Origin of the sequence: Pseudomonas sp. (assembly GCF_017744435.1) — a bacterium.
In the GTDB taxonomy this organism is placed as follows: Bacteria; Pseudomonadota; Gammaproteobacteria; order Pseudomonadales; family Pseudomonadaceae; genus Aquipseudomonas.
Map to the genome: position 1 here is coordinate 44,343 of NZ_JAGIBG010000015.1, position 20,021 is coordinate 64,363.

The following is a 20,021-nucleotide window of genomic DNA, read 5'->3' on the forward strand; positions in this document are numbered from 1 at the left end:
AAGGGGCCGGCACAGGCTTGAATCAATCGTCGCGACGAAGGTCCGACGGAATCGGCAGGTCTTCTTTAAGCGGCTCGGGCCGCTTGCCCTTGCCGGCGCGGTACTGGCGGATCTGGAACACGTAGGCCAGCACCTGCGCCACCGCCAGGTACAGCCCTGCCGGGATTTCCCCTTCGACCTCGGTGGAGTAGTAGATCGCCCGCGCCAGGGCCGGCGATTCGAGGATCTGCACCTTGTGCTCGACGCCAATCTCGCGAATCTTCAAGGCGATGAAATCGGTGCCCTTGGCCACCAGCAATGGCGCCACCCCACCCTTCTCCGGGTCGTACTGCAGGGCCACGGCATAGTGCGTCGGGTTGGTGATGATCACGTCAGCCTCAGGCACGGCGGCCATCATGCGCCGCTGCGACACCTCGCGCTGCAGCTGGCGGATGCGCTGCTTGACCTCGGGCTTGCCTTCGCTGTCCTTGTACTCGTCCTTGATCTCCTGCTTGGTCATCTTCAGCTTCTTGTGGGTCTGCCACAGCTGGAACGGCACGTCGGCCGCCGCGATCAACAGCAGCCCGGCCGCCATCCACAGAGCACTCCAGCCAACCACCTGGGCGCTATGGATGATCGCCTGCTCCAACGGCTCATTGGCAATCGCCAGCAGCGCCTGCCGGTCGTTGCCCAACACCACCAGCGCCACCACCAGGATCACCATGAACTTGGCCATCGCCTTGAGCAGCTCGGTGAGCGAGTTCAGCGAAAACATCCGCTTGATACCCGACAATGGGTTCATGCGGCTGAATTTAGGCTGCAGCAGGCTGCCTGAGAAAATGAACCCGCCAAGGGCAATCGGTGAAACGAAGGCGATGACGAACAACAGCATGAGAACGGGCTGCACCGCCCAGATCGCCATCTTGCCCGAGGCCAGCAGGAACATGCCCATCGAGCGCTCGTCGGTCAGCACCTCGCGGGTCAGCGAGAAGTTCATCCGCATCAGCGTCATCAACGTCTGCGCCAGGTTGCCGCCGAAGGCCAGCAGCGCCCCGGCACCGGCCAGGGTCGAAGCAACGGTGTTGAGCTCCTTGGAACGGGCGATCTCGCCTTTCTCGCGCGCGTCGCGCTTGCGCTTGTCGGTGGGGTCTTCCGTCTTGTCCTGACCGCTCTCGCTCTCCGCCATGCTCAGGGCGCCCTCGCCAGTTCACGCAGCCATTGCAGCGCTTCACTGGCCAACGTCTGGTAGTGGGAAAGCACATCGGCCAGGCCAATCCAGAAAATGCCCATGCCCAGCACCAGGGTCAGCGGAAAACCGATCGAAAAGATGTTCAGCTGGGGAGCCGCACGGGTCATCACGCCGAAGGCGATATTCACCACCAGCAGCGCGGTGATCGCCGGCAGGATCAGCAGCAGGCCGGCACCAAACACCCAGCCCAGGCGGCCGGCCATCTCCCAGAAGTGGTTGACCACCAGGGCATTACCCACCGGCAAGGTGGTAAAGCTCTCGGTCATGACCTCGAACACCACAAGGTGGCCGTTCATCAGCAAGAACAGCACACTCACCAGCATGGTCATGAACTGGCTGACCACCGCCACGTTGACGCCGTTGGCCGGGTCGACCATCGAGGCGAAGGCCATGCCCATCTGCACGGCGATGATCTGCCCGGCGATGACGAAGGCCTGGAACAGCAACTGCAAGGAGAAACCAAACAACGCGCCGACGATCACCTGCTCGCCACACAGCAGCAGGCCGCGCAAGCTCAGCGGATCGAACTCAGGCAACGGTGGCAGCGCCGGTACGATCACCACAGTGATGGCCACCGCCACGTACAGGCGGATGCGTGCCGGCAACATGCGCGTGCCGAAGATCGGCATGGTCATCAGCACCGCAGTCACCCGGAACAGCGGCAGGATGAAGGTGGCGACCCAGGTGCCGATCTGCGCGTCGGTCAGCTCCAGCATGGCAGGCTCAACCGATCAGCTGCGGGATGCTGGTGTACAGGCCAGTGATGTACTCCATGAACTTCTGCACCAGCCAGGGCCCGGCGACAATCAGCGTGACCAGCATCACCAGCAAGCGCGGCAGGAAGCTCAAGGTCTGTTCGTTGATCTGCGTGGCGGCCTGGAACATCGCCACCACCAGGCCGACCAGCAGGCTCGGCACCACCAGCACCGCCACCATCAGGGTGGTCAGCCACAACGCGTCACGGAACAGGTCGACAGCTACTTCAGGTGTCATGCGGGGCTCTCCTTGACGGCGTCAGACGCCGCCGAAACTGCCGGCCAAGGTGCCCATGATCAGCGCCCAGCCATCGACCAGGACGAACAGCATGATCTTGAATGGCAGCGAGATGATCAGCGGCGACAACATCATCATACCCATGGCCATCAGCACACTGGCCACCACCATGTCGATGATCAGGAACGGGATGAAGATCATGAAGCCGATCTGGAACGCGGTTTTCAACTCCGAGGTGACGAACGCCGGCACCAGGATCGTCAGCGGGACCTGATCGGGGCCGGCGATGTCGGTGCGCTTGGACAGGCGCATGAACAGGTCGAGGTCACTCTGCCGGGTCTGTGCCAGCATGAAGTCCTTGAGCGGACCCTGGGCCTTTTCGATGGCTTGCTGGGCCGTCATCTTCTCACTCAGGTACGGCTGCAGGGCATCCTGGTTCACCCGATCGAACACCGGCGCCATGATGAACATGGTCAGGAACAGCGCCATGCCGGTCAGCACCTGGTTCGATGGTGTCTGCTGCAGGCCCAGGGCCTGACGCAGGATCGAGAACACGATGATGATGCGGGTGAAGCTGGTCATCAGGATGACGAACGCCGGAATGAAGCTCAGCGCCGTCATGATCAGCAGGATCTGCAGGCTGACCGAATACTCCTGCTGCCCGTCCGCGGTGTTGGACAGGGTGATGGCCGGGATCGACAGCGGGTCGGCGGCCAAAGCCAGTGGCGCGGCCAGCAGCAGCGCCAGGGTCACTACAATGCGCAGCGCGCTGCTCATCACTTCTTGTCCTTCTGATCCTTGCCCATCAGCTCCATCAGCCGCTGGGCAAATTCCGGCGTCGCCTGGCGGGCGCTGGCGGGCACTTCGACGGGCTCGGCCAGCACATGCAAGGCCTCGATGCTGCCTGGGGTATGGCCGATGAGGATCTGCTCCTTGCCGACCTGCACCAGCAACAGCCGGTCACGCGGGCCGATGGCACGGCTACCGACGATCTCGATCACCTGGCCGCCCTTGGGCGTGGCGCCCTGCATGCGGCGCAGCGCCCAGGCCAGGAAGAAGATCAGCCCTACCACCAGCAACAGGCCGAACACCATCTGCGCCAGCTGCCCGCCCAGGCTGCCAGGCGCAGCGGCCGGCGCCGCAGCCGGGCTGGCTGCAGGCGAAGCGGCGGCGATGGCCAGATCGCTGACCAACATCGTGGCCAGGGCCATCACGGCCCGCATCGTACCCTTCACTCAGCGCAGCTTCTTGATACGTTCGCTGGGGCTGATCACGTCGGTCAGGCGGATGCCGAACTTCTCGTTGACCACGACCACTTCGCCATGGGCGATCAGCGTGCCGTTGACCAGCACATCGAGCGGCTCACCGGCCAGGCGATCGAGTTCGATCACCGAGCCCTGGTTCAACTGCAGCAGGTTGCGGATGTTGATTTCGGTACTGCCCACTTCCATGGAAATGCTCACCGGAATGTCCAGGATCACATCCAGGTTCGGGCCTTCGAGGCTGACGTTTTCGTTCGGTCGCGGGGAGCTTGCGAACTCTTCCATCGGCAGGCGACCGGCACCGGGCTTGCCACTGTCACCGGCGAGCAGCGCGTCGATATCGGACTGGCCGGCATCACCGGTTTCTTCCAGGGCCGCAGCCCATTCATCGGCCAAAGCCTGGTCTTCCGGGGAAGTGATCTCGTTTTCGTTAGCCATGATGTCCTCGACAGGCATTCAATTCGTTAAGAGCGACCGGTACGCGTTCAGCGGCGTTCGATCGGGTCGATGATCTGCAGGGCCAGGTTGCCCTTGTGCGAGCCCAGGCGCGCCTTGAACGACGGCACGCCATTGGCGCGCAGCACCAGGTGCTCGGGCAACTCCACCGGGATCACATCACCGGCCTGCATGTGCAGGATGTCGCGCAGCTTCAGCTGGCGGCGGGCAACCGTGGCGCTCACCGGTACGGAGACGTCCAGCACGTCCTCGCGCAGGGCCTTGACCCAGCGCTCGTCCTGGTCATCGAGGTCGGACTGGAAGCCGGCATCGAGCATTTCCCGCACCGGCTCGATCATCGAATACGGCATGGTCACATGCAGGTCGCCGCCGCCACCGTCCAGTTCGATATGGAAGGTCGACACCACCACCGCCTCGCTCGGGCCGACGATGTTGGCCATGGCCGGGTTGACCTCGGAGTTCATGTACTCGAAGTTGACCGGCATGATCGCCTGCCAGGCTTCCTTGAGATCGACAAAGCACTGGTCCAGCACCATGCGCACCACGCGCAGCTCGGTGGGGGTGAATTCGCGGCCCTCGATCTTGGCGTGACGACCGTCACCGCCAAAGAAATTGTCCACCAGCTTGAACACCAGCTTGGCATCGAGAATGAACAGCGCGGTGCCACGCAGTGGCTTGATCTTGACCAGGTTGAGGCTGGTCGGCACGTACAGCGAATGCACGTACTCACCGAACTTCATCACCTGCACGCCGCCTACCGCCACATCCGCAGAGCGGCGCAGCAGGTTGAACATGCTGATACGGGTGTAGCGGGCAAAACGCTCGTTGATCATTTCCAGGGTCGGCATGCGACCCCGCACGATCCGATCCTGGCTGGTCAGGTCGTAGCTTTTGATGCTGCCAGGCTCGGCAACGCTCTCGGTCTGCACCAGACCATCGTCGACGCCATGCAACAGGGCATCGATCTCATCCTGGGACAGCAGGTCCTGTACGGCCATTGCGGACTCCTACTGCAATACGAAATTGGTGAACAGCAGCTGGTCGACCACCGGCTTGCCGACTTCCTTCTGCGCCACTTCCTGGACCACCGCGGTGGCTTTCTGACGCAGCATTTCCTGGCCCACCGAACTGGCCGCCAGGGTGTCGAAGCCCTGCCCGGAGAACATCATCACCAGGTTGTTGCGAATCACCGGCATGTGCACCGAGAGCGCGTCCAGGTCGGCCTGACTACGGCCCTGCATGGTGATGCTCAGCTGCATGTAGCGCTGGCGGCCATTCTGGTTGAAGTTGACCACGAAGGCGGGCGCCAGCGGCACGTAGATCGCGGGAGCCTTGACGTTGGTAGCGGCCGCTTCAGGGGCGGGTGCCGATTCACTCTTGTGCATGATGAACCAGGTGGCACCCACCGACAGGCCGACTGCCAGCAACAGGGCCAGCACCAGCAGCAGGATCAGCTTGAGTTTGCCTTTTGCGGCGGGGTCTTTCACTGCGTCGCTCTTCGCCATGCCAATAATCCGTCGTCCAGCGGGGTTTCAAAGGAGGATGACGTGGCTTGAGCAAGTGTTATGCCAGATTTGTCAGGATGTGTTTTTCCTGTCCCGGCCCATTCGCGGGTGAACCCGCTCCCACAGGTATGGCACCGCCCTCCAGACAACGAGAAACCCTGTGGGAGCGGGTTCATCGGGACGCCGAACCGCCGCGAAAGGGCCAGCACAGGCAGTAAATGGTTTAAGCGTAATAATCGACAGCGCTGTCGCCAATGACCACCTGTTGCTCGACAGGACGAGCGACGTCGCCCAGCCCACCTTGCTCGCCCTCTGCGCCCTGGGCCCGGCGCGCGGCCACCCCGGACAGCTGCGAGCCATCCTGCTGCGCCTGCTGCTGTTGCTGGCGCGACTGGTCGGCGACATTCACGTCCGGCTGCGCCAGCCCCTGCTGGGCAAACAGCTCGCGCAGGCGATACACCTGGCTGTCCAGTGCATCACGTACGCCAGCATGGCCACTGACGAAGGTAATCTGGGTGGATTGGTCGGTCGCGACATTGACCCGGATATCGAGGCGTCCGAGCTCAGCGGGTTCCAACTGGATATCCGCAGACTTCAGGTTCTGGCTGGACAGGTACATGACCCGGTTGACCAGGCCTTCAGCCCACGCGCCCTGGTTCATCTGCAATGGCTGATGCAGGGGGTTGGCACTTACCGGCACGGCATTGGCGGTCTTGGCTGTGACGGCCTGGGTCAGGCTGGCCAGACGGTTGGCAAAGTCATCGACACGGGTATCGCTGCTGGCACTCTTGGTGTCCTTGAGCCCGTCTTCAAGCAAGGCGCCAAAAGCCTTGTCGCCAGTCTCGGACTTTCCTGCCTCGCCCTCGACCTTGTCGATCAGGGTCGCCAACGGATTGACGGCCGCCTGCCCATCATCGGCCTGGGTTTTACCAGGGTCGGCAGCGTGCGCCGACGTCGTGCCTTTGGCCTGGGCGTTCTGCTCCAGGGCCAGGCGCAAGGTTGGCAGGTTGGCCAAGGGGTCGGCATCCGGATCGAAGGCCTCGGCCTCGGGCTGCTCCGGCACTGGTTCGGCAACCGCTGCCACGGGAGGCTGCTGGATAGCTGCCTGCAACATCGGCGCCACTGCTTCGGCCTGGGCCTGCAGCAACTGCGCGCCGGGTTGCGCATCGGTCACCTGGCCGGCCACCAGGCTGGCATCGAGCAGCCCCGAGTCGCTGGGCGCTGCAGCATCGGCAGTGGCCGGTGCCGGTGCCGGTGCCGGTGCCGGTGCCGGTGCCGCATCGTCTGCTGGCAAACTATTGCCGTCATCGGCAACCGCCGGTTTATCGGCGTCCTGCTGCTTGCCGCCCTGGGCAACCTCAGGCTTGTCTTTCGGGGCGGGCTGGGCAACTTTGTCATTGCGCACGGGTGCCTTGTCACGCCCCTGCCCAGCCATGACCTGGTCGAAGCCGCCGCCCAGTCCACCCGCCGCCTGTAGCGGTTTGTCCAGCCGCGATGAGCCTGCATTCGAAGGCTTGCTCAGGGTGTTGGCTTGCAACAAAGGGTTGGATGCGACAGGCATTGAGCGGTCTCCGCGCCAGAAACTGGAAAATCATCTGGCCACAGAAAAGCAAGACTCGCGCCAACTCGCACTCAATTCGCCGAAACGCGCTCACGCTCGCCACGGTAGAAGCGCTGTACTTCGACATATTCCTGATCGATTCGGTTGATCAGGTCTTCGATGCCATACAGCGGCCGCACCCTCACCCGCTCCTCCAGTTGCTGGCACAACTGGGCAAGGCCAACAGCACCCATGTTGCTGCTACTGCCCTTGAAGCTGTGCGCGGCCATGCCCAGTTCATCGGCGCTCTTGGCCTCATGCAGCTGGCTCAAACGCCGCTCGGAGTCTTCCAGAAAGGTTTCCAGCAGCTGCAAGTAGCCATCTTCCATGACCTCCTGCAAGTCGCTGAGTACCTTGTGGTCAATATGCATGTCAGTCACTTGTTCACTCCTTGATCAAGCCGGATTATGCCTGAGCAGCCAGGCGACGCTCCAGGCGCATCACCAATCAAACCGTACGCGGGCGCAGCGTCCGCCTTCGCACCACTCGGCATGGCTGCCAAGCCGCTGCACCAGGTTCAGCCCGCGCCCGCTCAATTCCTGCTCCTGGGACGGGCGCGACAACACACGTTGCACGTCGAACCCCGCACCACTGTCGCGGACCTCGACGGTGAGACGCCCACCCGCCCCTGAGGGCTCCACCTTCAGGTCGATGCGCACGAAGCCCTCGTTCAGCACCAGCAGGCGTCGGGCCCGTTCCTGATAGTAGTCGGCAAACCCCTGCACATCACGCTTGAGCTGTGAATCCAGACCCAGCACACCATGCTCCAGGGCATTGGAATACAGTTCACTGAGCACACTGTGCAAGGCGCCGGTGCGCGGCCGCAGGCCATGAATTTCCTGCAACAACTGCACCAGGTAAGGCACCGGGTTGAATCGCTTGAGGCTTTCACCGCGCAATTCGAACCCCAGCGCCCAGTCCAGCGGGCTGGAGCGCCCGCTGTCGGAATACAGGGTCGGCGCGGGCACCCGGTCTTCGCCACTGAACATGCGAATGTCACACAGGCTGATGTCATCCCGGGGCCGCCCGCCGAAACGCTCCAGGGCCTGCATCACTTCATCGAACAAGTGCGCCGGGTCACGATTGGCGGCCAGCACCTCGCGCAAGCGTTCGACACCGAACAGGCGCTCCTGCTCGTCCGCAGTATCGACCACGCCATCGGACAGCAGCAACAGCCGCTCTCCCGCCGCCAGCGGCAGCACTTCGGTGCTGTCATCGAAACGCTCTGGCGCCAGGATGCCCAGCGGCAGGTGACGCGAACCGAGACAGCCGAGCACGTCGCCGTCGGCCGACAGCCGGTAGCCATCCGGCATGCCGCCATTCCACACCTCCACCGCACCGCGCTGCACGCTCAGGTTGAGCAGCAGCGCGCAGCAGAACATGTCCACCGGCAGGATGCGCTTGAGCTTGGCATTCATCTCGCGCAGCATCTGCGCCAGGCCGTAGCCTTTCGCGGTCATGCCGTAGAACACTTCTGCCAGCGGCATCGCGCCGACTGCGGCTGGCAACCCATGGCCGGTGAAGTCACCCAGCAGCACATGCATGTCACCGGCCGGGGTGAACGCGGCCAGCAGCAAGTCGCCATTGAACAGCGCATAGGGTGACTGCAGGTAGCGGATGTTCGGCGCCGTGATGCAGCCGGAATGCGCGACCTTGTCGAACACCGCCTTGGCCACCCGCTGCTCGTTGAGCAAGTGGTGATGGTGACGGGTGATTTGGTCCCGCTGCTCGAGCACGGTCGCCTGCAAGCGGCGCAGGCGGTCCATGGCGCGGATCTTGGCACCGAGGATCACCGCACTGTAGGGTTTGGCCATGAAGTCGTCGCCCCCGGCCTCCAGGCAACGCACCAGGGCATCCTCCTCGTTCAGCGAGGTCAGGAAGATGATCGGCACCAGCGCCTCACCGGCCAGCGCCTTGATCCGCCGCGCCGCCTCGAAACCATCCATCACCGGCATCAAGGCGTCGAGCAACACCAGCTGCGGACGCTTCTCGGCGAACAGCGCCACAGCTTGCTCGCCATTTTCCGCGGTGTACACATGATGGCCCTGACGACGGACGATCTGCGCCAGCAGCAGACGGTCAACCGCCCCGTCCTCAGCCACCAGCACGGTCAATGCCTGTTCGGCCGGCATCTCGACACTCAACTGATATCGAACAATTTTTCGAAATTGGAAATGGCCAGAATCTTGCGCACGTCGGAGCTGGCATGCACCACGCGCACGTCCGAGTCGTCACCGCCGGCATGATCACGCAGCAACAGCAGCATGCCCAGCGCAGAGCTGTCCAGATAAGTGGCGTCCTTCAAGTCGACTACCACCGAATCAGGCCTTTTAGGCTGGCGTTCGTAGGCATCACGAAATTCCTGATGCTTGCCGAAATCGAAACGGCCCTTGACCTTGATCGTGAGCTTTTTCCCGTCCTGCGAAAAATCAGTCTCGACTGCCATGCTAGCGATTCCTTCGATGATGGCGAATGCAACTCTTCAAGGTTTAGCAGCCAGTGGCAGGACTAGCAAGGCAAGCCTGCACTGGCCTCTTCGCGGGCATGCCCGCTCCCACAGGAACCTCACAAGACCTGAGGGCTACGCGACACCTGTAGGAGCGGGCGTGCCCGCGAAGAGGCCGGCACAGGTTACAGATGGCCTTGCCGAGGCAAGCGCTGCGACAGTTCATCCAGCAAACGCTGCTCGCGCTTGTCTTCAGCGCGCCGCGCCTCGTCCATGTAGCGCTGCACCAGCTTGCGCAACCCTTCCACCCGGGCATAGGCCTGCTGCCAGGTGCCACGGGCATTCTTCAGGTTGTTCTCATGCCAGGCCAGGCTCTGCCGCTGCTGGGTCATGGCGGTTTCCAGCTGGGCCAGGAAGCGCTGGTAGTTGAGCAGCCAGCTGCCATTGACCCCCTGCCCGCCACGATTGATCCACTGCGCCTGGTACCCTTCGCGGAACGATTCCAGCTCGGCCAGCTTGGCCTGGGCCTGAACCACCTGCTGCTGGAAGTGCCCCACGCGCTGGGCAGCCTTGCGCTCAGCCTCTTCGGCCATGTTGACCACAGGGGCCAGGCGCGCGGCGCGACCGGGCAGGCTCATGGCCTATCAGCCCTTGGCCGGAGGCGTGAAGATCGCCCCCAACTCGTCGCGGCTCTGGCCCATGCCGACATTCTCGTCCAGGCCCTGGCGCAGGAAGTCCACCAGCCTGGGCTGCAAGGCAATGGCCAGGTCGGTTTCCGGATCGCCGCCGGCGACATAGGCGCCAACGCTGATCAGATCACGGCTCTGGGACAGGCGCGACCACAGTTGCTTGAATTTCTGTGCCTGGCGCAAGTGGTCGGCATCCACCACCTGCGGCATGACCCGGCTGATCGAGGCCTCGATGTCGATGGCCGGGTAATGACCTTCCTCGGCCAGGCGCCGCGACAGCACGAAGTGGCCGTCGAGCACGCCCCGCGCCGAGTCGGCGATCGGATCCTGCTGGTCGTCCCCCTCGGACAACACGGTATAGAACGCGGTGATCGAGCCACCGCCGGGCTCACCGTTACCGGCGCGCTCCACCAGTTTGGGCAGCTTGGCGAACACTGACGGCGGGTAGCCACGCGTGGCCGGCGGCTCGCCGATGGCCAGGGCGATCTCGCGCTGGGCCTGAGCGAAACGGGTCAGCGAGTCCATCAACAGCAGGACGTTCTTGCCCTTGTCGCGGAAGTACTCGGCAATGCGCGTGCAGTACATGGCTGCGCGCAAGCGCATCAGTGGCGCATCGTCAGCGGGCGATGCCACCACCACCGAGCGCTTGAGCCCCTCCTCGCCGAGGATGTGTTCAATGAATTCCTTGACCTCGCGGCCCCGCTCGCCGATCAGGCCGACCACGATGATGTCCGCCTCGGTGAAGCGGGTCATCATGCCCAGCAACACCGACTTACCCACACCGGTACCGGCGAACAGCCCCAGGCGCTGGCCGCGACCGACGGTGAGCAGGCCGTTGATGCTGCGAATGCCTACGTCCAGCGGCGTGCTGATCGGGTCACGGTTGAGCGGGTTGATGATCGGGCCATCCATCGGCACCCAGTCTTCGGCGCGCATGCCGCCCTTGCCGTCGAGGGCGCGCCCGGCACCGTCGAGCACCCGGCCGAGCATGCTCATGCCCATGGGCAGGCGACCACTGTCGTCCAGCGGCACCACACGGGCACCCGGCGCGATGCCGGCAATGCTGCCCACCGGCATCAGGAAGACCTTGTTGCCGGCAAAGCCCATCACCTCGGCCTCCACCTGCACCGGGTGGTAGCTGTCGTCGTTGATCACCAGGCAGCGACCGCCTACCGCAGCACGCAGGCCTTCGGCTTCGAGGGTGAGGCCGACCATGCGCAACAGGCGGCCTTCGACCACCGGCTGCACCGGCAGCTCGATCGCCTCGGCGTAGCCGCCCAGGCGCTTGCCGAAGCTGGTGCGGTCAAGGCGCATCGTGGGTGTCCAGTTCGACCGACAGGTCCGCAGCCGCCGGATGCAGGGCCTGGTCGTGCAGCTGGTCGAACAATTGCGCCACGGCTTTCTCGATGCGGGTTTCCATGGTCGCGTCGATGCGGCTGTGCAGGGTCTCGATCCGGCAGCCGCCTGGCAGCAGGGCTTCGTCTTCGAGCAGCTTCCAGCTCTCCTCATGGCGTTCGCGCAAAGCCTTGGCCAGCTCGAAATCCTGCGGGTTGAGGTGGATGCGAATGTTGTCGGCGCCCATCGGCAGCAGCTTCAGTGCCTCGCGCAGTACTTGAGTAATCTGGCTGGAGTCGCTGCGCAGTTCCCGGCCGACGACCTGGCGCGCCATGTGGGCAACCAGATGCACCATGCTGCGTTCGATCTGCGTGTCCTGCTCGGCGATCGGCTCCAGCAAATGCCCCATCAGCTGCTCCAGGCTGGCCAGCTTGACGGCGAGCGCCTCCTCGGCCTCCTGGCGCACCTTCAGTTGCGTGCTGTGAAAGCCCTCACGCTCGCCAGTGGCGAAGCCTTCGTTGTAGGCCTCCTGGCGGATCGCTTCGAGTTCTTCGAGGGTCAGCGGCTGGACTTCTTCCAGCGGCACTTCTTCGACTTCTTCGACGACTTCCGGCTCGGGCTCGGGTTCCGGCTCAGGCTCCGGGTCGAAGCTGGGCAGCGCCCAGACATCGACGCCCTCGAGGTCGCGGGCACGGATCAGGTCGCTGGGATGGGATTCTTTGGTGGGCATGTTCTCAGCTACTCATCTGCAAGCGACACGCCCTTGTAGGAGCGGCCTTGTGTCGCGAAAGGGCTGCAGAGCAGCCCCAGCAATCTATGCAACAACGCTGAAATCCTGGGGCTGCCTTGCAGCCCTTTCGCGACACAAGGCCGCTCCTACAGGGGCTCGCGTAGCCTGTGGATCAGATCATTTCCTCGGCACCCTTGCCGCCGAGCACGATCTCGCCGGCCTCGGCCATGCGTCGGGCGATGGTGAGGATCTCCTTCTGCGCCGTTTCCACGTCGCTGACGCGCACCGGGCCCTTGGCCTCGAGGTCGTCGCGCAGCAGCTCGGAAGCACGCTTGGACATGTTCTTGAAGATCTTGTCCTTGACCCGCTCGTCGGCGCCCTTGAGCGACACCACCAGCACATCGGACGACACTTCGCGCAGCAGCGCCTGGATGCCGCGATCGTCGACATCGGCCAGGTTGTTGAAGACGAACATCAGGTCTTCGATCTGCTCCGACAGGTCGCTGTCGATCTCGCGGATCGCGTCCATCAGCGCACCTTCCACCGAGCTGTCGAGGAAGTTCATGATGTCGGCCGCGCGCTTGATGCCGCCCAGGGTGGTGCGCGCCGCATTGGAGTTGCCCGAGAACTGCTTCTCGAGGATCTGGTTCAGCTCCTTGAGCGCCGCCGGTTGCACGGTATTGAGCGACGACACGCGCAGGACGATGTCCAGGCGCACCTTGTGGTCAAAGTTGCTCAGCACTTCACCGGCCTGGTCGGGGTCGAGGTAGGCGACCACGATGGCCTGGATCTGCGGGTGCTCGTAGCGGATCACATCGGCCACGGCACGCGGCTCCATCCACTTGAGGCTGTCCAGGCCGCTGGTGTTGCCACCGAGCAGGATGCGATCGACCAGGCCGTTGGCCTTGTCCTCACCCAGGGCCTGGTTGAGCATCTTGCGGATGTAGGCGTCAGAGCCCACACCCAGGCTGGTCTGGTCGCCGACGATCTCGACGAACTCGCTCATCACCTGCTCGACCTGCTCGCGGTGCACAGTGCCCATCTGCGCCATGGCCACACCGACCCGCTGCACTTCCTTCGGGCCCATGTGTCGCAGCACTTGTGCAGCATCGGTCTCACCGAGCGACAGCAGCAGGATTGCGGCCTTGTCGACACGGCTCAGCTTGGCGGTAATGGCTCGATTGTCACTCATCGGCGTTGATCCACTCTTTGACGACCTGGGCTACGCGACCCGGGTCTTCGGCCACCAGGCCCTTGATTGCGTTGAGCTGTGCTTCGTAACCCTCGGTCGGGCTCGGCAACAGAATGCTTGACGGGCCACCGAGGCTGACACGGTCGTTGGCCAGTTCGCCATCCAGACCGATCATCCCGCCCAGTTCCATGTCGCTGTCCGCAGCAGCCTGCTTGCCGCCACCGGTGATGTTGTTGAGGACCGGACGCAGCACGCCGAACACCAGCACCAGGATGAACAGCACGCCCAGCACCTGCTTGACGATGTCCCAGAACCACGGTTGCTGGTAGAACGCGATTTCAGCGATCTCATCGCCACGGTCGGCGGCGAACGGCACGTTGATCACGGTCACGCTGTCGCCACGGCTGGCATCGAAGCCCACCGCGTCCTGCACCAGGCGGGTGAAGCGCGCCAGGTCTTCGGCCCCCCATGGGGCACGAGTGCTTTCGCCATTGGCATCGACCTTGACCTGGTCGTCGACCACCACCGCCACCGACAGGCGGGTCAGGCGGCCTTGCTGCTGGCGGGTGTGGCTGATGGAACGGTCCAGCTCGAAGTTCTTGGTGGTCTGCTCACGCTTGTCCGACGGGTACGGGGCCAGCATCGGCTGGCCGGTAGCCGGATCCATGATCTGCTGGCCATTGGCATCCACCAGAGGCTGACCTGGCTGGATGGCTCCGGCCGGCGCCGCAGCGCCACCGGTGGTTTGCGGGGCCGACGCCGGGCCTGGCGGCTGGTTGCTCAGCGCGCCCGGCACGCCCTGCGGGCCCTGGCTGCTGGCGCGCTGTTCATTGACTGCCTGCTCGCTGCGCAGCGCCGGCTGGTCCGGGTTGAACTGCTCGGAGGTCGACTCGACCGCACTGAAATCCAGGTCGGCAGACACTTCTGCCTTGTAGCGATCATTGCCCAGCACCGGCTGCAGGATGTTGTGCACACGCTGGGTCAGCATGCCTTCCATGCGGCGGCTGTAGTCGAACTGCTTGCCGGCCATGGTCAGCGCGGTGTCCTGCAACTGCTCGGAAAGCAGGTTGCCCTTCTGGTCGACCACGGTGACTTGCGACTTGTCCAGCTCGGGCACGCTGGTAGCGACCAGGTTGACGATGGCCATCACCTGACCGGCTTCCAGCGAACGACCAGGGTACAGCTCGACCAGTACCGAGGCGCTTGGCTTGCGCTCGTCACGCACGAACACCGAGCTTTTCGGGATCGCCAGGTGCACCCGAGCGGCCTTGACGTTGTTCAGGCTGGAAACGGTACGCGCCAGCTCACCTTCCAGGCTGCGGCGATAACGGGTCGCTTCCATGAACTGGCTGGTGCCCAGCCCCTGCTCTTTGTCGAGCAGCTCGAAGCCGACATTGCCATCGCTTGGCGCCACGCCGGCCGCTGCCAGTTTCAGGCGCGCACGGGAGAGGTCGTCGGCCTTGACCAGCAGAGCACCGGAGTTGGGCTCGACGTGATAGGGAATGTCTGCGGCGGCCAGGGTATCCATGACCTGCTTGGTGTCCATGCCGGCCAGGCTGCCATACAGCGGCCGGTAATCCGGCTGTTGCGACCACAGCACCACGGCGAAGCCGATCGCCACGCTCGCCGCCAACCCGACCAGCAGGCCGACCTGACGCAGCATGGGCATCTGCGAGATGTTTTCCAGGAACGCCATGTTGAATCGCGCTGGCTTGGAACCTGGCGCACCGCTCTTGGCGGGGGCGTTATCGACGACTGCTTCAGCCATGACTCACTTCCGTCCTCAAACCGGCATCTGCATGATGTCCTGGTACGCCTGAACCAGCTTGTTGCGTACCTGGGTCAACGCCTGCATGGACACGCTGGCTTTCTGCGAGGCGATCATCACGTCAGTCAGGTCGACACCGCTCTTGCCGATCTCGAAGGCATTGGCGAGCTGGGTCGACGCCTGCTGGGTCTCGTTGACCTTGCCGATGGCCTGGCCGAGCATGTCGGCAAAGGTGCTTTGGCCAGGCGCCAGCTCAGGGGCAGCGGTGGCTTTGGGCAACGACATGGCATCGGCCTGCATGGCCCGCATGTCCAACATCAGACGATTGAATTCAACACCTTGGCTCATGACCTTCTCTCTCCGGCGGCCGCATTTTTTTGACACTCATGCGGCGGATAGCCCTGAACTAGCAACTCATGTGCCAGCCCGTAGCGCAAACATATAAATGACTGTCTTCAGCCGAACAGACTGGCTTCTACATCGAGCCCGGCATCACGCATCTGCGCCAGCTTGTAACGCAAGGTGCGCGGACTGATGCCCAGTTTTTCGGCAGCTTCCTTACGGCGACCACGTTCGGCACGGAGGGTGTCGATGATCATCTGGAATTCATGGCGACGCATGTCGTCGCCCAAGCCACCCGAGTCCACCGCCACGTCCATGGATGATGGCGATGTAGTGGCCATCATTGCAGCCGACAATGGAATGGCGCCTGCCAGACAGAAATCCGCCGCTTCGATTACCCCACCCTGCTGCAGGATCAACGCCCGCTGCAAGGCGTTGTCCAGCTCGCGCACGTTGCCCGGCCAGGCGTGCGCCTGCAGGCAGGCGCGCGCCTCGGCAGACAGCCGCACCGGTGCATGCTTCATCTTCACCACGTGGCGCGCCAGCAAGCGCTCGGCCAGCGGCAGGATATCGCCAGCGCGCTCGCGCAGCGGTTGCCAGGCCAGCGGGAATACCGAAAGACGGTAATACAAGTCTTCGCGGAAGCGCCCCGCCGCCACCTCACCCGCCATGTCGCGGTTGCTGGTGGCCAGCACCCGGATGTCCAGGGCAATCGGCTTGCGCCCACCGACCCGCTCCACCTCGCGCTCCTGCAACACGCGCAACAACTTGGCCTGCAGGCCAAGGGGCATCTCGGAGATCTCGTCGAGCAGCAAGGTACCGCCCTCGGCCTGCTCGAATTTGCCAGCCTGGGCCGCGATGGCGCCAGTGAAGGCCCCCTTCTCGTGACCGAACAGGGTGGCCTCGAGCATGTTGTCCGGGATGGCCGCGCAGTTGATCGCAACGAATGGCTGCGCCGCCCGCGGCGATTGCTGATGGATGTAGCGCGCCAACACTTCCTTGCCAGTACCCGACTCACCGGAAATGAGCACGGTCGAGTCGCTGCGAGCCACGCGCGCAGCCAGCTCCAGCAGGTGTCGGCTGGCGGCCTCGCATGCCACCGGCCCCTCGTTGTCGGTGGCTGTCAGGCGCCCGGCGGCATGGCGCTCGACCAGGCTCAGCAACGCCCTGGGCTCGAACGGCTTGACCAGGTAATCCGCGGCCCCTTGGCGCATGGCCTCCACGGCCCGCTCGACGGCCGCATGGGCGGTCATCAGTAACACCGGCAACTGTGGATGGTGGCGTCGCAACTGCGCCAGCAACTGATGGCCGTCCATGCCCGGCATGTTCACGTCACTGACCACCAGGCTGTAAGCCTCGCCCGCCACCGCCTCCAGCGCCTCTTCGGCACTGCCGACCGCATCGAAGGCGAAACCGCCGATCTCCAGGGTATCGCTCAGTGCCTGGCGCAAAACGCGGTCGTCCTCGACCAGCAGCACCTTGATTGCCATCACACGCCCTCCGTTGCCTGCCCGTCGATCAACGGCAACTCAATCTTTACACAGGTGCCACGCCCGACTTTCGAGCGCAGCTGAAGCTTGCCCTGGTGCGCACGCACCACGGCCTTGACCACCGCCAGCCCCAACCCGGTGCCAGTAGCCTTGGTGGTCAGGAACGGCTCGCCCAGACGCCCCAGCAGCTGCGCATCGATACCACTGCCGGCGTCGCTGATGTTCAGGTGCAGGGTGTGCTCGCGACGGAACAGGTGCACCTTGAGCCGCGCAGGGCTGTCACTGGCCTGCAAGGCGTTCTCGACCAGGTTGAGCAAGGCGCCGACCAGGGTGTCGCGGTTGCACAGCAACTCACCCAGATGGCTGTCGCACTGCCAGCGCACCGCATGCCCTTGCACATGGGGCTGGGCAGCTTGCTGCAGGGCCTGGAACAGGCCCTTCGGGGTCAGCCGGTCACCCAGCGGCAGCTCGCCACGGGCAAACACCAACATGTCGCGCACCTGGTGCTCCAGTTCGTGCAGGCGCTCCTTCAGGCTGCCGGCGAAGCGCTGGCGGGTTTCTGGCGCAAGCTCGCGCTCAGCGTCAGCCAGATGGCTGGCATAGAGCATGGCCGCCGACAGCGGCGTGCGAATCTGATGCGCCAGCGAGGCGACCATGCGCCCCAGGGAAGACAGGCGCTCATGCCGGGCCAGCTGATCCTGCAGGCGACGGGTTTCAGTCAGGTCGTTGAGCAGCACCAGCTGACCGGGTTCGGCATCCAGCGAACGCGTGGCAATGGACAGGCGACGACCGTCACGCAGCGAGACTTCATGGCCGTCATCCTTGCGCGGCGCGAAGCTGCGGGCGATGACCTGGCGCCACAGCTGACCGACCAGCGGCTCGCCGAGCAATTCGCAGGCCGCAGGATTGGCCTCACGCACCAGGCCCTGGTCGTCGATCACGATCACTCCGCCCGGCAGCAGGTCGAGCAGGTTCTGCAGGCGGTTGGCCAAGCGTTCCTTCTCGTTCAGCTCGGCCATGCGCTGCGCGCCGACCACCGCCAGCTCGCCCTTGAGCTCGCTGACGCGGGCTTCGAGCATGCTGTAGGACTGGTTGAGCTGGGTAGATACCTGATTGAACAGGGCGAACGCCTGCTCCAGCCCCTGTCGACTCTCCTGTTCGACCGGGGTACGCCCCTGCGGATCAGGGACTCGGGAAAAGTGGGCGGCCTGGGGCATCGTGCTCTCTCGCGTGGCTGACCGTCATAAAAACGGTGTGGTGCCAGCGCTGTAGCAATAGCCGTGCCGGGGATGGGGATTTGCTTCTGCAGGAATGGCCTCTTCGCGGGCAAGCCCGCGAAGAGGCCGGGACAGGCGGAATCAGTCTTCCGCCTGGTCCTCGCCGCCCTGGCGGCTCATGCCGTACTTGCGCATCTTCTCGACCAGGGTGGTGCGACGAATGCGCAAACGTTCAGCCGCGCGCGCAACGATGCCGTTGGCGTCGTCCAGCGCCTGCTGGATGAGGCCCTGTTCGAGGCTGCCGAGGTAGTCCTTCAGGTCCAGGCCTTCTGGCGGCAACATCGCATGGTTGCTGAAGTTCGGTGTGTGACCGTTGATCGCCACGCGCTCTTCGAGGTCGCTGCGCAGGCTGTCGACCAGCTGCTCGTCCTCGTCGTCGATATAGCGGAACTTCTTCGGCAGCTCCGACACCCCGATCACCCCATACGGGTGCATGATCGCCATGCGCTCGACCAGGTTGGCCAGCTCGCGGACGTTGCCCGGCCAGCCGTGACGGCACAGCGACATGATCGCCGCCGAGTTGAAGCGGATCGAACCGCGCTTCTCGTGCTCCATGCGCGAGATCAGCTCGTTCATCAGCAACGGGATGTCTTCCACGCGCTCGCGCAGCGGCGCCATCTCGATCGGGAACACATTGAGGCGGTAGTACAGGTCTTCGCGGAACGTCCCGTCCTCGATCATGGTTTCGAGGTTCTTGTGGGTCGCCGCGATGATGCGCACGTCGATGCTCTGGGTCTTGTTGCTGCCCACGCGCTCAAAGGTGCGTTCCTGCAGCACACGCAGCAGCTTGACCTGCATCGGCAGCGGCATGTCGCCAATTTCGTCGAGGAACAGGGTACCGCCGTTGGCCAGCTCGAAGCGCCCGGCACGGCTGGTGATCGCGCCGGTAAAGGCGCCCTTCTCATGGCCGAACAGTTCGCTTTCGAGCAACTCGGCCGGGATCGCCCCGCAGTTGACCGGCACGAACGGCGCTTCGCGGCGCTTGGAATGGTAGTGCAGGTTGCGCGCCACCACTTCCTTGCCAGTGCCGGACTCACCGAGGATCAGCACGCTGGCGTCGGTATCGGCCACCTGCTGCATCATCTGCCGCACATGCTGGATGGCACGGCTGGTGCCGACCAGGCTGCGGAACAGGTTGGGCTCGCGCTGACGACCGCGCTCACGGGCCTGGTCGTACATCTCGCGGTAGACCTGGGCACGGTGCAGCGAATCGAGCAACTGGCTGTAGCTCGGCGGCATCTCGAGGTTGGACAGGACCCGACGGCGCAGTTCTTCCGGGTAGTCCACAGAAGAAATTTCACCAATCAGCAGAACAGGAAGGAACTCATCCCACCCAGCCACTGTCTTAAGCAGCCCAAGCACACTGCCCGGGGCATTGACGGTACCGATCAGCACGCAGAGCACTTCACGACTCGAAGACAGGCTCCCTACGACCTGCTGCCAATCCTGGCTGGAGCATGGGAGGTTTTCTTCGCCGAGAAAGTTCAGGACCACCGCCAGATCGCGGCGGCGGGCGCTGTCGTCATCGATCAGGAGAATCTTGGTTTCACGCCACATGCAATAGCAACTTCCCTAGTCATATCGGCGCCCTTCTCAGGGCATGCTCGACATCTCCGACTGAATGGTCAGTGTTCGGACGTCTGAAATTCGAAAACAGCCACTAGTAAAGTCAAAAAAAGCCATGCAGTCAAATTAATGGCGCACGACT

21 protein-coding genes are annotated in these 20,021 nt (G+C 63.8%); all 21 read right to left on the reverse strand.

From position 1 onward, the window contains the following. Positions 1–22 precede the first annotated feature (22 nt). Positions 23–1,165, reverse strand: a complete 1,143-nt coding sequence (gene flhB, locus J7573_RS12360; protein ID WP_294335112.1) for a flagellar biosynthesis protein FlhB — start codon at positions 1,163–1,165, stop codon at positions 23–25. Between the two features lie 2 nt (positions 1,166–1,167). Then, positions 1,168–1,944 (reverse strand): flagellar biosynthetic protein FliR, encoded by a 777-nt coding sequence (gene fliR / locus J7573_RS12365; RefSeq protein ID WP_294335114.1) that lies wholly within the window; start codon positions 1,942–1,944, stop codon positions 1,168–1,170. Positions 1,945–1,951: 7 nt separating this feature from the next. Continuing rightward, the gene (gene fliQ / locus J7573_RS12370) at positions 1,952–2,221 is read right to left on the reverse strand and encodes a flagellar biosynthesis protein FliQ (protein WP_294335116.1); all 270 of its coding nucleotides are present in this window, start codon (positions 2,219–2,221) and stop codon (positions 1,952–1,954) included. A gap of 21 nt (positions 2,222–2,242) precedes the next feature. Then, positions 2,243–2,998, reverse strand: coding sequence for a flagellar type III secretion system pore protein FliP (gene fliP, locus J7573_RS12375; protein ID WP_103446495.1), 756 nt, complete (start codon positions 2,996–2,998; stop codon positions 2,243–2,245). After that, positions 2,998–3,444 carry a flagellar biosynthetic protein FliO gene (gene fliO / locus J7573_RS12380; protein ID WP_294335352.1) on the reverse strand — a complete coding sequence of 149 codons (447 nt, stop codon included), beginning with the start codon at positions 3,442–3,444 and terminating at the stop codon, positions 2,998–3,000. The genes fliP and fliO overlap by 1 nt, the downstream gene beginning before the upstream one ends. A 12-nt stretch (positions 3,445–3,456) precedes the next feature. Next, positions 3,457–3,921: a flagellar motor switch protein FliN gene (fliN, locus tag J7573_RS12385; RefSeq protein ID WP_110636814.1), complete on the reverse strand. Its 465-nt coding sequence runs from the start codon at positions 3,919–3,921 to the stop codon at positions 3,457–3,459. A gap of 47 nt (positions 3,922–3,968) precedes the next feature. Further along, positions 3,969–4,937 carry a flagellar motor switch protein FliM gene (fliM, locus tag J7573_RS12390; protein WP_294335124.1) on the reverse strand — a complete coding sequence of 323 codons (969 nt, stop codon included), beginning with the start codon at positions 4,935–4,937 and terminating at the stop codon, positions 3,969–3,971. A 9-nt stretch (positions 4,938–4,946) separates the two neighbouring features. Continuing rightward, positions 4,947–5,444, reverse strand: a complete 498-nt coding sequence (gene fliL, locus J7573_RS12395; protein WP_261943215.1) for a flagellar basal body-associated protein FliL — start codon at positions 5,442–5,444, stop codon at positions 4,947–4,949. Positions 5,445–5,667: 223 nt separating this feature from the next. Further along, on the reverse strand, positions 5,668–7,005 hold the full coding sequence (locus J7573_RS12400) for a flagellar hook-length control protein FliK (RefSeq protein ID WP_294335134.1): 1,338 nt from the start codon (positions 7,003–7,005) through the stop codon (positions 5,668–5,670). Positions 7,006–7,076: 71 nt separating this feature from the next. Beyond that, positions 7,077–7,424: an Hpt domain-containing protein gene (locus J7573_RS12405; protein WP_294335135.1), complete on the reverse strand. Its 348-nt coding sequence runs from the start codon at positions 7,422–7,424 to the stop codon at positions 7,077–7,079. Between the two features lie 60 nt (positions 7,425–7,484). Next, positions 7,485–9,176, reverse strand: coding sequence for a fused response regulator/phosphatase (locus tag J7573_RS12410; protein ID WP_294335138.1), 1,692 nt, complete (start codon positions 9,174–9,176; stop codon positions 7,485–7,487). A gap of 8 nt (positions 9,177–9,184) precedes the next feature. Beyond that, positions 9,185–9,490, reverse strand: coding sequence for an STAS domain-containing protein (locus J7573_RS12415; RefSeq protein ID WP_110636523.1), 306 nt, complete (start codon positions 9,488–9,490; stop codon positions 9,185–9,187). 185 nt (positions 9,491–9,675) lie between these two features. Then, positions 9,676–10,128 carry a flagellar export protein FliJ gene (gene fliJ, locus J7573_RS12420; protein WP_294335144.1) on the reverse strand — a complete coding sequence of 151 codons (453 nt, stop codon included), beginning with the start codon at positions 10,126–10,128 and terminating at the stop codon, positions 9,676–9,678. Between the two features lie 6 nt (positions 10,129–10,134). Beyond that, complete coding sequence (gene fliI / locus J7573_RS12425; RefSeq protein WP_103446487.1) at positions 10,135–11,493, reverse strand: flagellar protein export ATPase FliI; 1,359 nt, start codon at positions 11,491–11,493, stop codon at positions 10,135–10,137. Continuing rightward, positions 11,483–12,244 carry a flagellar assembly protein FliH gene (fliH, locus tag J7573_RS12430; RefSeq protein ID WP_294335149.1) on the reverse strand — a complete coding sequence of 254 codons (762 nt, stop codon included), beginning with the start codon at positions 12,242–12,244 and terminating at the stop codon, positions 11,483–11,485. Before fliH ends, fliI begins: the two co-directional genes overlap by 11 nt. Before the next feature lie 172 nt (positions 12,245–12,416). Further along, complete coding sequence (gene fliG, locus J7573_RS12435) at positions 12,417–13,436, reverse strand: flagellar motor switch protein FliG (RefSeq protein WP_054887156.1); 1,020 nt, start codon at positions 13,434–13,436, stop codon at positions 12,417–12,419. Beyond that, positions 13,429–15,204 carry a flagellar basal-body MS-ring/collar protein FliF gene (fliF, locus tag J7573_RS12440; protein WP_294335153.1) on the reverse strand — a complete coding sequence of 592 codons (1,776 nt, stop codon included), beginning with the start codon at positions 15,202–15,204 and terminating at the stop codon, positions 13,429–13,431. The genes fliG and fliF overlap by 8 nt, the downstream gene beginning before the upstream one ends. Before the next feature lie 15 nt (positions 15,205–15,219). Continuing rightward, complete coding sequence (gene fliE, locus J7573_RS12445) at positions 15,220–15,552, reverse strand: flagellar hook-basal body complex protein FliE (protein WP_294335154.1); 333 nt, start codon at positions 15,550–15,552, stop codon at positions 15,220–15,222. Positions 15,553–15,659: 107 nt separating this feature from the next. After that, the gene (locus J7573_RS12450) at positions 15,660–17,036 is read right to left on the reverse strand and encodes a sigma-54 dependent transcriptional regulator (protein WP_294335156.1); all 1,377 of its coding nucleotides are present in this window, start codon (positions 17,034–17,036) and stop codon (positions 15,660–15,662) included. After that, positions 17,036–18,253 (reverse strand): ATP-binding protein, encoded by a 1,218-nt coding sequence (locus J7573_RS12455; protein WP_294335158.1) that lies wholly within the window; start codon positions 18,251–18,253, stop codon positions 17,036–17,038. The genes J7573_RS12450 and J7573_RS12455 overlap by 1 nt, the downstream gene beginning before the upstream one ends. Before the next feature lie 141 nt (positions 18,254–18,394). Further along, positions 18,395–19,870 (reverse strand): transcriptional regulator FleQ, encoded by a 1,476-nt coding sequence (fleQ, locus tag J7573_RS12460; RefSeq protein ID WP_294335160.1) that lies wholly within the window; start codon positions 19,868–19,870, stop codon positions 18,395–18,397. Positions 19,871–20,021 lie beyond the last annotated feature (151 nt).